We start from the raw sequence: 15256 nt of genomic DNA, 5'->3' as shown, positions 1-15256 counted from the left end.
TCAGGTGAGTGCCTGGGACAGCTCCCTGATGAGGGGTTCGCGTAGTTCCGGGGCGCTGACCCGCTCGACGCGTACGTCCGTGCAGTCCACCCAGGTCGCCGCCTCGACCAGGGCCTGGGCGACCGCCGGGGCGGCCTTCACACCGTCCAGGCTGACCTGCTTGGCCACCAGGGTGCGGCCCTCGCGGGCCGGGTCCACGCGGCCCACGAGCTGGCCGCCCGACAGGACGGGCATCGCGAAGTAGCCGTGCACCCGCTTCGGCTTGGGGACGTACGCCTCAAGGCGGTGGGTGAAGCCGAAGATCCGCTCGGTGCGGGCGCGTTCCCAGATCAGGGAGTCGAAAGGGGACAGCAGCGTCGTACGGTGCCGTCCGCGCGGGGGTGTCGCCAGGGCCGCCGGGTCCGCCCAGGCGGGCTTGCCCCAGCCCTCGACGGTGACGGGGACCAGGCCGGAGTCCGCGATCACCGCGTCGACCTGTTCCGCCTTCAGGCGGTGGTAGTCGGCGATGTCCGCGCGGGTGCCGACGCCCAGCGCCTCGCCCGCGAGGCGGACGAGGCGGCGGAGGCACTCGGCGTCGTCCAGGTCGTCGTGGAGGAGGTGCGCCGGGATGGCGCGCTCCGCGAGGTCGTAGACGCGCTTCCAGCCGCGGCGCTCGACGCAGACCACCTCGCCGTACATCAGGGCGCGTTCCACGGCGACCTTCGAGCCGGACCAGTCCCACCACTCGCTGGTGCGCTTGGCGCCGCCGAGTTCGGTCGCGGTGAGGGGGCCTTCGGCGCGGAGCTGCTTGATGACCTGGTCGTAGGCGCCGTCGGGGAGTTCGTGGTGCCAGTGGGGGCGGTCGCGGTAGGCGCGGCGGCGGAAGGCGAAGTGGGGCCACTCCTCGATGGGGAGGATGCAGGCGGCGTGCGACCAGTACTCGAAGGCGTGGGTGTCCTTCCAGTAGGCGTGCTCGACGGTTTGGCGGCCTATGGCGCCGAGGCGGGCGTAGGGGACGAGTTCGTGGGAGCGGGCGAGGACGGAGATCGTGTCCAACTGGACCGCGCCCAGGTGGCGCAGGACGCCGCGGGCGCCTGCGCGGCGGTTGGGGGCGCCGAGGAAGCCCTGGGCGCGTAGGGCGATGCGGCGGGCGTCCGATGCGGTGAGGGTGGTGGCGGGGCGCGGGGTGGTCATGGTCGGCACGATAGACGGCGGCACTGACAGTGGGGGGTGGGTTTGTGTGCGGGGGCGGCGGCGCGGCTGCCCGCAGCCGGGTGCGGGGGCTACGTGGTGGGGGCTGGGAGGTACGGGGACGTTGAGGGGAGGTTCAGGTCCGAGGGGAGGAGGGAGGCCAGCCAGGAGTCTCGGCGGGTGCCCCTGCTGTTGAGGGCCGAGCGGAGGGTGCCCTCCAGGGTGAATCCGGCGTTCCGGGCGACCGCGCGGGAGGCGTGGTTGCCGACCTCGGCGCGCCATTCCATGCGGTCGACGGCGAGGTGGGTGAAGGCCCAGCGGGCGGCGGCGACGGTGGCCTCGGTGGTGTAGCCGTGGCCGCGGTGTTCCTTGGTGGCCCAGAAGCCGATCTCGGCGACGCCGAGGGAGCGCATGGTGACGCCGATCATGCCCGTCAGGGGGCCGTGCGGGAGGAAGACGCCGAAGGTGAACATGGTGTCGTTGGCCCAGCCCTCGGGGACGAGTTGGCGGGTGAAGCTCTCGGCGTGCTCGTGGAGGTAGGGCGAGGGGACGGTCGTCCAGCGCTGGATGTCGGGGTCCTGGGCGGCGGCGTACACGGCGTCGGTGTCGTCGGAGTCCACCGTGCGGAGGATGAGGCGTGGGGTGGTGAGCCTGACGGGGTCCATCGGCTGATTCTGGCGGGGCGTGGGGTGGGGACGCCATGTGTGTGGCGGTGTGTGAGCGGGTGGTCGCCGTCGGTGAATTCGTTCGGGTGGTGCGGCACTATCCGGGTGGCCCGGACGTTGTCCCCTGTGAAACAGCGCATTGTCGTCGTCACGGCAGACCTCCCGGCGTGGCCGGGTCCTCGCATACGATGGCCGTTGCTCAGTAAGTCAAAACGGAAACCGACCGTGCCAGGCCCGACCGGCAAGGAGACCAACCCCCGTGTCCGTCCTCTCGAAGATCATGCGTGCAGGCGAAGGCAAGATCCTGCGCAAGCTGCACCGCATCGCGGACCAGGTCAACTCCATCGAAGAGGACTTCGTCGACCTCTCCGACGCTGAGCTGCGGGCCCTCACTGACGAGTACAAGCAGCGCTACGCCGACGGTGAGAGCCTCGACGACCTGCTGCCCGAGGCGTTCGCCACCGTGCGTGAGGCGGCGAAGCGCGTCCTGGGCCAGCGGCACTACGACGTGCAGCTCATGGGTGGCGCGGCCCTGCACCTGGGTTATGTGGCGGAGATGAAGACCGGTGAGGGCAAGACCCTGGTCGGCACCCTGCCCGCGTATCTGAACGCCCTGTCCGGTGACGGCGTCCACATCATCACGGTCAACGACTACCTGGCCGAGCGTGACTCCGAGATGATGGGCCGGGTCCACAAGTTCCTGGGCCTCGAGGTCGGCTGCATCCTCGCCAACATGACGCCCGCGCAGCGCCGTGAGCAGTACGCGTGTGACATCACCTACGGCACGAACAACGAGTTCGGCTTCGACTACCTGCGCGACAACATGGCCTGGTCGAAGGACGAACTCGTCCAGCGCGGCCACAACTTCGCCATCGTCGACGAGGTCGACTCCATCCTCATCGACGAGGCCCGTACGCCGCTGATCATCTCGGGCCCCGCCGACCAGGCCACGAAGTGGTACGGCGACTTCGCGAAGCTGGTCAAGCGCCTCAAGCGCGGTGAGGCCGGGCAGCCGCTGAAGGGCATCGAGGAGACCGGCGACTACGACGTCGACGAGAAGAAGCGCACGGTCGCCATCCACGAGTCCGGTGTCAGCAAGGTCGAGGACTGGCTGGGTATCGACAACCTCTACGAGTCGGTGAACACGCCGCTCGTGGGTTACCTGAACAACGCCATCAAGGCGAAGGAACTGTTCAAGAAGGACAAGGACTACGTCGTCATCGACGACGAGGTCATGATCGTCGACGAGCACACCGGTCGTATCCTCGCGGGCCGCCGCTACAACGAGGGGATGCACCAGGCGATCGAGGCGAAGGAAGCGGTGCCGATCAAGGACGAGAACCAGACGCTCGCCACGATCACCCTCCAGAACTTCTTCCGCCTCTACAAGAAGCTGTCCGGCATGACCGGTACGGCGATGACCGAGGCCGCCGAGTTCCAGCAGATCTACAAGCTCGGCGTGGTGCCCATCCCGACCAACCGGCCGATGATCCGCAAGGACCAGTCGGACCTGATCTACCGCACCGAGGTCGCCAAGTTCGACGCGGTCGTCGACGACATCGCCGAGAAGCACGAGAAGGGCCAGCCGATCCTCGTCGGCACCACCTCGGTGGAGAAGTCGGAGTACCTCTCGCAGCAGCTCAGCAAGCGCGGTGTCCAGCACGAGGTGCTCAACGCCAAGCAGCACGACCGGGAGGCGACGATCGTCGCCCAGGCCGGGCGCAAGGGCGCCGTCACGGTCGCCACGAACATGGCCGGTCGTGGTACGGACATCAAGCTGGGCGGCAACCCGGAGGACCTCGCCGAGGCGGAGCTGCGGCAGCGCGGCCTCGACCCGGAGGAGCACATCGAGGAGTGGGCCGCGGCGCTGCCCGCCGCCCTGGAGCGCGCCGAGCAGGCGGTCAAGGCCGAGAAGGAGGAGGTCGAGGAACTCGGCGGCCTCTACGTCCTCGGCACCGAGCGGCACGAGTCGCGTCGTATCGACAACCAGCTCCGCGGTCGTTCCGGCCGTCAGGGCGACCCGGGTGAGTCCCGGTTCTACCTGTCCCTGGGCGATGACCTGATGCGGCTGTTCAAGGCGCAGATGGTCGAGCGCGTGATGTCGATGGCGAACGTCCCCGACGACGTGCCGATCGAGAACAAGATGGTCACCCGCGCGATCGCGTCCGCGCAGTCGCAGGTCGAGCAGCAGAACTTCGAGACCCGTAAGAACGTCCTGAAGTACGACGAGGTCCTCAACCGCCAGCGTGAGGTCATCTACGGCGAGCGGCGCCGGGTCCTGGAGGGTGAGGACCTGCACGAGCAGGTGCAGCACTTCATGGACGACACGATCGACGCCTATGTCGCCGCGGAGACCGCCGAGGGGTTCGCGGAGGAGTGGGACCTGGACCGGCTGTGGGGCGCGTTCAAGCAGCTCTACCCGGTGAAGATCACCATCGAGGAGCTGGAGGAGGCGGCCGGGGACCGCGCCGGTCTCACCGCCGAGTACATCGCCGAGTCCATCAAGGACGACATCCACGAGCAGTACGAGGCGCGTGAGGCGCAGCTCGGCTCCGAGATCATGCGTGAGCTGGAGCGCCGGGTCGTGCTGTCGGTGCTGGACCGCAAGTGGCGTGAGCACCTCTACGAGATGGACTACCTCCAGGAGGGCATCGGCCTGCGCGCGATGGCGCAGAAGGACCCGCTGGTCGAGTACCAGCGCGAGGGCTTCGACATGTTCACCGCGATGATGGAGGGCATCAAGGAGGAGTCCGTCGGCTATCTGTTCAACCTGGAGGTCCAGGTCGAGCAGCAGGTCGAGGAGGTCCCGGTCGAGGATGCCGCGCCGTCGCTGGAGAAGCAGGACGCGGTGCCCGCGCAGTCGGGTGGGCGTCCGGAGATCCGCGCCAAGGGCCTGGAGGCCCCGCAGCGGCGGGAGCGGCTGCACTTCTCCGCGCCGACCGTGGACGGTGAGGGCGGGGTCGTCGAGGGTGACCTGCCCAGTGACGAGGAGCCGGAGCCGGTCCGTTCGTCCGCCGACGGTCTGACGCGGGCCGAGCGGCGCAAGCAGTCCCGTGGTGGGCGGCGTCGTAAGAAGTGAACGTGACGCGCGACGGCGCGGTGCGCTCCGCGCGGGGCGCTGAGCGCGGGAGCGCTGAAGCTGGCCGGTGGGGCCGGGCATCCTGAGGGTGCCCGGCCCCACCGGCTTTTTGGGCGCAAGGGGTCTGGGGGTCAGCCGTCGTGGCCGCGGTGGGGTGGGCGGGGGCCGTCGAGTTCCACGGCGGTGCAGCGCCAGCGCAGGTCGTCGCCCAGTTCCAGCCGGAAGGCCATGGCGCGCAGGCGGTCGCCGGTGAGGACGCGGGCGAAGGCTTCCAGGGCGCCGGGGCGGGGTTCGAAGTAGCCGATGTCCCGGATGACCGGGTGGGCGGTGCGGGCGCCCGTGAGGGGGCGCAGGGGGCCGTGCTCCGCGAGGTGGGTCAGTTCGTCGTAGGCGCGGCCCGCGGTCTGGCCGAGCATCCAGTGGACGGGGCGCCTGCCGCTGAGGACGGCGAGGAGACGGTCCGCGAAGACGTCGGTGGGGCGGGGACGTGGGGTGCTGGGGCGCGGGGCGGTGGTGCGGGACGTGGGGTGGCGCGGGGTCGTGGGTGGGCGGCCGTCGGTGGGGCCGGTGCGGGAGGGGCCGGTGGGGCGGCGGGAGTCCCGGCGGCTGGGTGGGCGGCTGGTCGTGGTGGTGGGTGTGGTGGTCCTCGTCGTCGGTGCGGTGGTCCTCGTGGTGGGTGCGGTGGTCCTCGTGGTGAGTTTGTACATGGGTCCCCGTTTCGACGGCCCGGTGGATACCGGGCGGTAACTTGCTGTGGGTGATCTTGTACGGGGAGAAGGGGGGTGGCGGCAAGGAAGCGGTGCGGGGGTACGGGCGGTGCTCGGTTTCATCCGTCTGGGTGGTCGCGTGGCGGAAGTACGAGGTGGTGGGGGTGCCGGGGGTGAATTCCCGTGGCCGGAATGGACGCCTCCGAGGCCGGGGACGGGAACCCGAAAGGGGACATCCGCACGTATCCTGAAGGCTCTTCGCCCCGACCACGAAAGCGGCCAGACATGCGCGTCTACGTCCCCCTGACCCTCCCCGGGCTCGCCGAGGCGTCCAAGACGGGTGAGCTGGGGGCCGGGCCGTTCACCGCCTACGCCGTTACGCCCGCGTTGCGTGAGTGGTACCTCTCGGACGACATCGAGGAGCTGGAGTACGCGGCACTGAGCCGGGCCGCGCTGGCCTCGCTGCGGCTGCTCGCGGCGGACCCGGGGGCGCCGCGGCGGCGGGTCGTCGTCGCCGTGGACGTGGCGGACGGGGCCGCGGCGGCCGATCCCGGCCGGGGGCTCGATCCGGAGGCGCTCGGCGAGGTGCGGGTCGCGGGCGCCGTGCCGCTGGCCAAGGCGGCGGCGGTGCACGTCGACGCGGACGACGCGGAGGCGGACGTGGCCGCGGCGGCGGACGCCCTGGAGGCCGCGGACCGCGGGGACGACGACGCCCAGTTCACCGTGGACGGGGCCGAGGACCACGAGCTGCTCTGGTACGCCACGCAGGAGATCGCGAACCTGGTCGGGCCCGGGGAGTGAGCCGCTGAGCTGCCCGTTCCGGTGGGCGGTTCTTGATTGTCAGTGGTGGCGGGTACTTTCTCCGTCATGGGGATGCAGAACGCCGCGCACATTGTGTGGGACTGGAACGGCACGCTGTTCCACGACAATGACGCGATCATCGGGGCGACGAACGCGGCCTTCGCCGAGCTGGGGCTGGCACCGATCACCATGGAGCAGTACCGGGCGCTGTACTGCGTGCCGGTGCCGAAGTTCTACGAGCGGCTGATGGGGCGGCTGCCGACCGATGCCGAGTGGGAGGTCATGGACGCGACCTTCCACCGCTACTACGCCGCGGAGCGGGCGCGGTGCGGGCTCACCGAGGGTGTGGTGGAGCTGCTGGCGGAGTGGCGGTCGGCGGGGCGCAGCCAGTCGCTGCTGAGCATGTACGGGCATGAGGAACTGGTGCCGCTGGTGCGGGGGTTCGGGATCGAGACCCACTTCATACGGGTGGACGGGCGGACGGGGCCGTCCGGGGGGAGCAAGGCCGAGCACATGGTGCGGCACCTTGAGGCGCTGGCCGGGGTGGTGTCGCCGGGGCGGACCGTGGTGATCGGGGACGCCGCGGACGACGCGGTGGCGGCGTCGCACGTGGGGGCGCGGGCGGTGCTGTACACCGGGGGGTCGCACAGTCGGGCCAGTCTGGAGGCGGTGGGGGTGCCGGTGGTGGACACGTTGGAGGAGGCCGTGGTGGAGGCGGCGCGGTTGGCGGCGTGAGGGTGTCCGGGCGGGGGTGCCACGTGGCGCCCCTGACTCGGAGGGTCGTGGGGCGCCGAGAGGCTCTCAGGTCACCGGTGCCTTCGCCCTGAGGATCGTGAGGAACTCCCGCATCCAGGTCGGGTGGTCCGGCCAGGCGCGGGCCGAGACCAAGGTGCCGTCCACGACCGTCTCGGAGTCCTGGAAGGTGGCGCCCGCGGACTGCATGTCGAGTTCCAGGGCCGGGTACGCGGTGACGCGGCGGCCTCGGAGGGTGTCGATCGCGGCGGTGAGGAGGGGGCCGTGGCAGATCTGGGCGACGGGCTTGTCCGCGTCGAAGAACGACTTGAGGATCTTGCGGAGTTCGGGGTCGTTGCGGAGGTACTCGGGGGCTCGGCCGCCGGGGATCACCACGGCGGCGTACTCGCCGGGGTCGACCTCGGCGAAGGACAGGTCGGCGGGCCAGGTGTAGCCGGGCTTCTCGGTGTAGGTGTCGAAGCCGGGTTCGAAGTCGTGGACGACGAACTGGAGCTTCTTGCGGGTGGGGGCGGCGATGTGGACCTCGTAGCCCTCTTCTCGTAGGCGTTGGTAGGGGTAGAGGACCTCCAGGGATTCCGCTGCGTCGCCGGTGAGGATGAGGATCTTGGCGGTCATGGCGCCTCCGGGTGCCGGTGCGTGGGTGCCTCGGTCCGGGGTGGTGCTTCTGGCAACGTGCCTCGGGGGCGGGGGGTTGCCAAGGGGACGCGCCGGGGTGGGTCGCGCTCGCCCGAAGGCACTCAATGGCTGGTTTCGCTCTGTGCAGAACGTCAAAGTTCCGGGGCTGGTTTTGTACACATACGGCTCATGACGAGGGGGAGGTAGGGAGCGATAGCCTTGGTGGCGTGATCAGCGCGATAGTTCGCGGGGGCGATGACGCCTCTGCCCCGCGCCCGGAGTGCACGGATGGTGTCCGTGACCGGGCGGCGGTCGCTGGTCTTCGCGGGCGGGCTGGGGCGCGGGTGACGTCGTATACGAAGCCGTGTACGAGGACGTCGCCGGTGGCGCGGTGGCCGAGGATGGCCGATTTTCCCCCGCTCTTCTCCCCTTGCGGCATAGCGTCGGTACGGACCGGAGACCCCGCGTCACGGCGTCGCGTCGTCGGAAGGGCAGAGACCGTACTTCCTTCTACGTCACGCAACGGCGCGCGACAGGAGCCAGAGGACAATGCAGACCAAGCTGGACGAAGCCAAGGCCGAGCTGCTCGATCGGGCCGCCCGGGTAGCTGAGAACAGCCCGGTCGGGGGGTACCTACCGACTGGGACGACGGAGGGCGGCGATCCGGACCCGGATGCCGTACTCGCGTTCCTCCAGCGCTACTACCTGCACACCGCACCCGAGGACCTCACCGACCGCGACCCGGTCGACGTCTTCGGTGCCGCCTACTCCCACTACCGACTGGCCGAGAACCGCCCCCAGGGCACGGCCAGCGTGCGCGTGCACACCCCGACCGTGGAGGAGAACGGCTGGACGTGCAGCCACTCCGTCGTCGAGGTGGTCACGGACGACATGCCCTTCCTCGTCGACTCGGTCACCAACGAGCTGACCCGGCAGGGCCGCGGCATCCACGTCGTCATCCACCCGCAGGTCGTCGTCCGGCGCGATGTCACCGGGCGGCTGATCGAACTCCTCACCACCGCACCCCACGAGACCGAGCTGCCGCACGACGCGCACATCGAGTCGTGGATCCACGTCGAGATCGACCGCGAGACCGACCGCGCCGACCTGAAGCAGATCACCGCCGACCTGCTGCGCGTCCTGTCGGACGTGCGGGAGGCCGTCGAGGACTGGGGCAAGATGCGGGACGCCGCCGTGCGCCTCGCGGACGGGCTGCCGCAGGAGCCCGCGCCCGCCGACCTCGGGGAGCCCGAGGTGGCGGAGGCCCGGGAGCTGCTGCGCTGGCTCGCCGACGACCACTTCACGTTCCTCGGCTACCGCGAGTACCAGCTCCGCGAGGACGACTCGCTGGCCGCCGTCGCCGGGACCGGGCTCGGCATCCTGCGCTCCGACCCGCACCACGCCGGTGACGACAGCCACCCCGTCAGCCACTCCTTCGAACGGCTGCCCGCCGACGCCCGCGCCAAGGCGCGCGAGCACAAGCTGCTGGTGCTGACCAAGGCCAACAGCCGCGCCACCGTGCACCGGCCGTCGTACCTGGACTACGTCGGTGTGAAGAAGTTCGACGAGCAGGGCAACGTCGTCGGCGAGCGGCGCTTCCTCGGGCTGTTCTCGTCCGCCGCGTACACCGAGTCGGTGCGCCGGGTGCCCGTGATCCGGCGGAAGGTGGAGCAGGTGCTCAGCCGCGCCGGGTTCTCGCCGCACAGTCACGACGGGCGCGACCTGCTGCAGATCCTGGAGACCTACCCGCGCGACGAGCTGTTCCAGACGCCCGTCGACGAGCTGCAGTCGATCGTCACGTCCGTGCTGTACCTCCAGGAGCGGCGCAGGCTGCGGCTGTACCTGCGGCAGGACGAGTACGGGCGCTACTACTCCGCCCTCGTCTACCTCCCGCGCGACCGCTACACCACCGGCGTGCGCCTGCGGATCATCGACATCCTGAAGGAGGAGCTCGACGGCACCAGCGTCGACTTCACCGCCTGGAACACCGAATCGATTCTCTCCCGGCTGCACTTCGTGGTGCGGGTGCCGCAGGGCACCGAGCTGCCCGAGCTGTCCGACGCCGACAAGGAGCGCATCGAGGCCCGCCTCGTCGAGGCCGCCCGCTCCTGGGCGGACGGGTTCGCGGAGGCGCTGAACGCCGAGTTCGGCGAGGAGCGCGCGGCGGAGCTGCTGCGCCGGTACGCGGGCGCGTTCGCGGAGGGCTACAAGGCCGACCACAGCCCGCGCTCCGCCGTGGCCGACCTCGGCCAGCTCGAACAGCTCGGGGACGGCAAGGACTTCGCGCTCAGCCTGTACGAGCCCGTGGGCGCCGCCCCCGAGGAGCGCCGCTTCAAGATCTACCGCAAGGGCGAGGCCATCTCCCTCTCCGCGGTCCTGCCCGTCCTCAACCGGCTCGGCGTCGAGGTCGTCGACGAGCGGCCGTACGAACTGCGCTGCGCCGACCGCAGCAACGCCTGGATCTACGACTTCGGGCTGCGCCTGCCGAAGACGAAGAGCGGCGCCGTCACCGACTACCTCGCGGACGACGCCCGCGAGCGGTTCCAGGACGCCTTCGCCGCCACCTGGACCGGCAAGGCGGAGAACGACGGCTTCAACGCCCTCGTCCTGAGCGCCGGGCTGACCTGGCGGCAGGCGATGGTGCTGCGGGCGTACGCGAAGTACCTGCGGCAGGCCAACTCGACGTTCAGCCAGGACTACATGGAGGACACCCTCCGCAACAACGTCCACACCACCCGGCTGCTCGTCTCCCTGTTCGAGGCGCGGATGTCGCCGGACCGGCAGCGCGCCGGGCACGAGATCGTCGACGCGCTGCTTGAGGAACTCGACGCCGCCCTTGACCAGGTCGCCTCCCTCGACGAGGACCGCATCCTGCGCTCGTTCCTCACCGTCATCAAGGCGACCCTGCGCACCAACTTCTTCCAGGAGGCCAGCGGCGGCAGGCCGCACGACTACGTCTCCATGAAGTTCGACCCGCAGGCCATCCCCGACCTGCCCGCGCCGCGACCGGCGTTCGAGATCTGGGTGTACTCGCCGCGCGTCGAGGGCGTGCACCTGCGCTTCGGCAAGGTCGCGCGCGGTGGGCTGCGCTGGTCGGACCGCCGGGAGGACTTCCGTACCGAGATCCTCGGCCTGGTCAAGGCGCAGATGGTGAAGAACACCGTCATCGTGCCGGTCGGCGCCAAGGGCGGCTTCGTCGCCAAGCACCTGCCGGACCCGGCCGTCGACCGGGACGCCTGGCTCGCGGAGGGCGTGGCGGCGTACAAGACGTTCATCTCTGCGCTGCTCGACATCACCGACAACATGGTCGCGGGCCAGGTCGTGCCGCCCGCGGACGTCGTCCGGCACGACGAGGACGACACCTACCTCGTCGTCGCCGCCGACAAGGGCACGGCGACGTTCTCGGACATCGCCAACGAGGTCGCGCAGGCGTACAACTTCTGGCTCGGGGACGCCTTCGCCTCCGGTGGCTCGGCGGGCTACGACCACAAGGGCATGGGCATCACCGCGCGCGGCGCCTGGGAGTCCGTCAAGCGGCACTTCCGCGAGCTGGACCTGGACACGCAGAGCGAGGACTTCACGGTCGTCGGCATCGGTGACATGTCCGGTGACGTGTTCGGCAACGGGATGCTGCTCAGCGAGCACATCCGGCTGGTCGCCGCCTTCGACCACCGGCACATCTTCATCGACCCCAACCCGGACGCGGCCACCTCCTACGCCGAGCGGCGCCGCCTGTTCGACCTGCCGCGCAGCTCCTGGGCCGACTACGACACCAGCCTGATCTCCGCGGGCGGCGGCGTCTTCCCACGCTCCGCCAAGGCCATCCCGGTCAACGCGCACATCCGCGAAGCCCTCGGCATCGAGCACGGCGTCACCAAGCTGACCCCGGCCGACCTGATGCGGGCGATCCTCACGGCGCCGGTGGACCTGCTGTGGAACGGCGGCATCGGTACGTACGTCAAGGCGTCCAGCGAGTCCCACGCCGACGTCGGGGACAAGGCCAACGACGCCATCCGCGTCGACGGCTGCGACCTGCGCGTCAAGGTCGTCGGGGAGGGCGGCAACCTCGGGCTGACCCAGCTCGGCCGGATCGAGTTCGCGCAGGCGGGCGGCAAGGTCAACACCGACGCCATCGACAACAGCGCGGGCGTGGACACCTCCGACCACGAGGTGAACATCAAGATCCTGCTCAACGGCCTGGTCACCGACGGCGACATGACCGTCAAGCAGCGCAACAAGCTGCTCGCGGAGATGACCGACGAGGTCGGACGGCTCGTCCTGCGCAACAACTACGCGCAGAACACCGCCATCGCCAACGCCCTCGCCCAGTCCAAGGACATGCTCCACGCCCAGCAGCGCTTCCTGCGCCACCTGGTGCGCGAGGGCCACCTCGACCGGGCGCTTGAGTTCCTGCCGACCGACCGCCAGATCCGCGAACGCCTCGGCACCGGACAGGGCCTGACCGGCCCGGAGACGGCCGTCCTGCTGGCGTACACGAAGATCACGGTCGCGGAGGAGCTGCTGCACACCTCACTCCCCGACGACCCCTACCTGCGCGGGCTGCTGCACACCTACTTCCCGAGCGCGCTGCGCGAACGGTTCGGCGACCGCATCGACAGCCACCCGCTGCGCCGCGAGATCACCACAACCGTGCTGGTCAACGACACGGTCAACACCGGTGGTACGACGTATCTGCACCGGCTGCGCGAGGAGACCGGCGCCTCGCTGGAGGAGATCGTGCGGGCGCAGACCGCGGCCCGGGTGATCTTCCGCGCCGCGGCGGTGTGGGACGGCGTGGAGGCCCTGGACACCAAGGTCGACGCCGCCGTGCAGACCCGCATCCGGCTGCACTCGCGCCGACTGGTGGAGCGCGGCACGCGCTGGCTGCTCAACAACCGGCCGCAGCCGATCCAGCTCGCCGAGACGGTGGACTTCTTCGCGGAGCGGGTCGCCCAGGTCTGGTCCGCGCTGCCCAAGCTGATGCGCGGCGCCGACCTGGAGTGGTGGCAGAAGATCTACGACGAGCTGACCGGCGCCGGTGTCCCCGACGAACTCGCCACCCGCGTCGCCGGGTTCTCCTCCGCCTTCCCGGCGCTCGACATCGTCTCGGTGGCCGACCGCATGGGCAAGGACCCGATGGACGTCGCCGAGGTCTACTACGACCTCGCGAACCGGCTCGGCATCACCCAGCTCATGGACCGCATCATCGAGCTGCCCCGCGCCGACCGCTGGCAGTCCATGGCCCGCGCCGCCATCCGCGAGGACCTGTACGCCGCCCACGCCGCCCTCACCGCGGACGTGCTGGCGGCGGGCAACGGCACCTCGACGCCGGAGCAGCGGTTCAAGGTGTGGGAGCAGAAGAACGCGCCCATCCTGACCCGGGCGCGCACCACGCTGGAGGAGATCCAGGGCTCGGACGCGTTCGACCTGGCGAACCTGTCGGTGGCGATGCGCACGATGCGCACGCTGCTGCGCACGCACTCGTAGTCGTCGGGAGGGCTACGACGACCAGGGCGCCCGAGCCGCTGTCCGGCTCGGGCGCCCTGTCGTGGTCGTGGCGGGCCGGTCAGGGGGCCGCCATCTCCTTGCTCTGCCGCTGCGGCTTCGGCTTGGCGGGCCTGCTGGGCTTGTCGCCGGTGAACGCCTCGTACTCCTTGAGGACCTCGTCGGTGGGGCCGTCCATGCGCAGTTCGCCGCGCTCCAGCCACAGCACCCGGTCACAGGTGTCGCGGATGGACTTGTTGGTGTGGCTGACCAGGAAGACCGTCCCGGCCTCCTTGCGCAGTTCGCGGATGCGGGCCTCGGAGCGCTTGCGGAAGCGGCCGTCGCCGGTGGCGAGCGCCTCGTCGATGAGGAGGACGTCGTGGTCCTTGGCGGCGGCGATGGAGAACCGCAGCCGGGCCGCCATGCCGGAGGAGTAGGTGCGCATCGGCAGGGTGATGAAGTCGCCCTTCTCGTTGATGCCGGAGAAGTCGACGATCTGCTGGTAGCGCTCCCTGACCTGCTCGCGCGACATGCCCATCGCGAGGCCGCCGAGGTGGACGTTGCGCTCGCCGGTGAGGTCGTTCATCAGGGCGGCGTTGACGCCGAGGAGGGAGGGCTGGCCGCCGGTGTAGATCCGGCCGCTCTCCACCGGGAGGAGGCCCGCGATCGCCTTGAGCAGGGTGGACTTGCCGGAGCCGTTGGTGCCGATCAGGCCGATCGCCTCGCCCTTGTAGGCGACGAACGACACCTTCTTGACCGCGTGCACCGTGCGCACACCCGACGCCCGCTCGGTCTGCTTGCGGCGCAGGATGCGGTTGAGGGCGGCGGTCGCGGTGCCCCGGCCGCCGCCGGTGCCGTTGACGCGGTAGACGATGTCGACGGCGTCGGCGATGACGGTGGGGATCTTGTCCTCGGTGTGCTCAGCCACGGCCGTACGTCTCCTCAGCCTTCCAGAAGTAGATGAAGCCGCCGACGCCCGCGAGCACGGCCCAGCCCGTCGCCAGCAGCCAGACGTGGGACGGGAGCTGGGCGGCGGTGAAGCTGTCGATCAGCGCGAAGCGCATCAGGTCGATGTAGATCGCGGCCGGGTTGGCCTGGAGGAGCGGGCCCACCCAGGACGGCAGGTCGTCATGGCTGCTGAGCAGGTGGTCGATGCTCCACATCACCCCCGAGACGTACATCCAGGTGCGCAGCACGAACGGCATGAGCTGGGCGATGTCCGGGGTCTTCGCGCCCAGCCGGGCCATGACCATCGACACGCCCGCGTTGAAGGTGAACTGCAGCACCAGCGCCGGGACCGCCAGCAGCCAGGACGCGGCCACCGGCACGCCGAAGACCAGCAGGATCACCACCAGGGCCGCCATCGAGAACAGCAACTGCTGGAGCTGCTGGAGGCAGAACGAGATCGGCAGCGCGGCCCGCGGGAAGTGCAGGGCCCGCACCAGGCCGAGGTTGCCGGAGATGGCGCGGGTGCCCGCCAGGATCGAACTCTGCGAGAACGTCCAGATGAACACGCCCGTGACCAGGAACGGCACGTAGTCCGGCACGCCCCGCTTGGTCTGCAGCAGCACGCCGAAGATCAGGTAGTACACGGCGGCGTTGAGCAGCGGCGTCAGGACCTGCCAGACCTGGCCCAGCCTGGCCTTGCTGTACTGCGCGGTCAGCTTGGCGGTGGAGAACGCCGTGATGAAGTGGCGGCGCGCCCACAGTTGGCGGATGTACTCGGGCAGGGAGGGCCGGGCGCCGCTGACGGTGAGGCCGTGGCGCGCGGCGAGCGCCGCGAGGTCGTCTTCGGGGGCGAGGGCGGGGGCGGGGGTGACCGGGGCCGGTGGTCGGGGCGGCGCGTCGAGGACCTTGCTCACATCCGCTGCTTTCGGTCGGGGGGTGGGGGGTGCGGACGGGCGGTCGCCGGGCGTGGTGTCTGGCGTTTGCCGGGTCTTCACTTCTCGTTCCCCTACGTCGGGACGGGACCGTATCGTCGC

10 protein-coding genes are annotated in these 15256 nt (G+C 70.2%); 4 read left to right on the top strand and 6 right to left on the bottom strand.

The annotated features are described in order from the left end of the window. Both ACFQZ6_RS14180 and ACFQZ6_RS14175 read right to left on the bottom strand, forming a co-directional pair. The gene (locus ACFQZ6_RS14180; protein WP_381608286.1) at positions 1–1173 is read right to left on the bottom strand and encodes a winged helix-turn-helix domain-containing protein; all 1173 of its coding nucleotides are present in this window, start codon (positions 1171–1173) and stop codon (positions 1–3) included. An 89-nt stretch (positions 1174–1262) separates the two neighbouring features. Beyond that, a complete protein-coding gene (locus ACFQZ6_RS14175; RefSeq protein WP_381608283.1) occupies positions 1263–1835 on the bottom strand; it encodes a GNAT family N-acetyltransferase in 573 nt (190 codons plus the stop codon). 259 nt (positions 1836–2094) lie between these two features. Here ACFQZ6_RS14175 and secA point away from each other — a divergent pair, with 259 nt between their 5' ends. After that, positions 2095–4914 (top strand): preprotein translocase subunit SecA, encoded by a 2820-nt coding sequence (gene secA, locus ACFQZ6_RS14170; protein ID WP_381608280.1) that lies wholly within the window; start codon positions 2095–2097, stop codon positions 4912–4914. Between the two features lie 131 nt (positions 4915–5045). Here the strand turns inward: secA and ACFQZ6_RS14165 are convergent, their stop codons facing one another. Continuing rightward, the gene (locus tag ACFQZ6_RS14165) at positions 5046–5621 is read right to left on the bottom strand and encodes an Rv3235 family protein (RefSeq protein WP_381608277.1); all 576 of its coding nucleotides are present in this window, start codon (positions 5619–5621) and stop codon (positions 5046–5048) included. A gap of 285 nt (positions 5622–5906) precedes the next feature. Between ACFQZ6_RS14165 and ACFQZ6_RS14160 the strand changes: the two genes are divergently transcribed. Together ACFQZ6_RS14160 and ACFQZ6_RS14155 are read left to right on the top strand one after the other, a co-directional pair. Continuing rightward, positions 5907–6422 carry a DUF6912 family protein gene (locus tag ACFQZ6_RS14160; protein ID WP_381608274.1) on the top strand — a complete coding sequence of 172 codons (516 nt, stop codon included), beginning with the start codon at positions 5907–5909 and terminating at the stop codon, positions 6420–6422. A 66-nt stretch (positions 6423–6488) separates the two neighbouring features. Continuing rightward, complete coding sequence (locus ACFQZ6_RS14155) at positions 6489–7157, top strand: HAD family hydrolase (protein WP_381608271.1); 669 nt, start codon at positions 6489–6491, stop codon at positions 7155–7157. Between the two features lie 66 nt (positions 7158–7223). On the opposite strand, the gene ACFQZ6_RS14150 is transcribed toward ACFQZ6_RS14155, so the two are convergent. Next, positions 7224–7790, bottom strand: coding sequence for a DJ-1/PfpI family protein (locus ACFQZ6_RS14150; RefSeq protein WP_381608268.1), 567 nt, complete (start codon positions 7788–7790; stop codon positions 7224–7226). A gap of 549 nt (positions 7791–8339) precedes the next feature. Here ACFQZ6_RS14150 and ACFQZ6_RS14145 point away from each other — a divergent pair. Next, complete coding sequence (locus ACFQZ6_RS14145) at positions 8340–13277, top strand: NAD-glutamate dehydrogenase (protein WP_381608265.1); 4938 nt, start codon at positions 8340–8342, stop codon at positions 13275–13277. A 79-nt stretch (positions 13278–13356) separates the two neighbouring features. Here ACFQZ6_RS14145 and ACFQZ6_RS14140 read toward each other — a convergent pair whose 3' ends face one another. After that, positions 13357–14202 (bottom strand): ABC transporter ATP-binding protein, encoded by an 846-nt coding sequence (locus ACFQZ6_RS14140; protein WP_381608262.1) that lies wholly within the window; start codon positions 14200–14202, stop codon positions 13357–13359. Beyond that, on the bottom strand, positions 14195–15136 hold the full coding sequence (locus ACFQZ6_RS14135) for an ABC transporter permease (RefSeq protein WP_381608259.1): 942 nt from the start codon (positions 15134–15136) through the stop codon (positions 14195–14197). The genes ACFQZ6_RS14140 and ACFQZ6_RS14135 overlap by 8 nt, the downstream gene beginning before the upstream one ends. Positions 15137–15256: the final 120 nt, after the last annotated feature.

The organism is Streptomyces flavalbus, assembly GCF_042674625.1.
GTDB lineage: Bacteria > Actinomycetota > Actinomycetes > Streptomycetales > Streptomycetaceae > Streptomyces > Streptomyces flavalbus.
This window is presented reverse-complemented; position numbering and strand designations above follow the sequence as displayed.

What these genes read in the sequence shown, in the direction of transcription:
- ACFQZ6_RS14180 (WP_381608286.1), bottom strand. Translation starts at nt 1,173, where the DNA reads ATGACCACCCCGCGCCCCGCCACCACCCTCACCGCATCGGACGCCCGC.
- ACFQZ6_RS14175 (WP_381608283.1), bottom strand. Translation starts at nt 1,835, where the DNA reads ATGGACCCCGTCAGGCTCACCACCCCACGCCTCATCCTCCGCACGGTG.
- ACFQZ6_RS14165 (WP_381608277.1), bottom strand. Translation starts at nt 5,621, where the DNA reads ATGTACAAACTCACCACGAGGACCACCGCACCCACCACGAGGACCACC.
- ACFQZ6_RS14160 (WP_381608274.1), top strand. Translation starts at nt 5,907, where the DNA reads ATGCGCGTCTACGTCCCCCTGACCCTCCCCGGGCTCGCCGAGGCGTCC.
- ACFQZ6_RS14155 (WP_381608271.1), top strand. Translation starts at nt 6,489, where the DNA reads ATGGGGATGCAGAACGCCGCGCACATTGTGTGGGACTGGAACGGCACG.
- ACFQZ6_RS14150 (WP_381608268.1), bottom strand. Translation starts at nt 7,790, where the DNA reads ATGACCGCCAAGATCCTCATCCTCACCGGCGACGCAGCGGAATCCCTG.
- ACFQZ6_RS14145 (WP_381608265.1), top strand. Translation starts at nt 8,340, where the DNA reads ATGCAGACCAAGCTGGACGAAGCCAAGGCCGAGCTGCTCGATCGGGCC.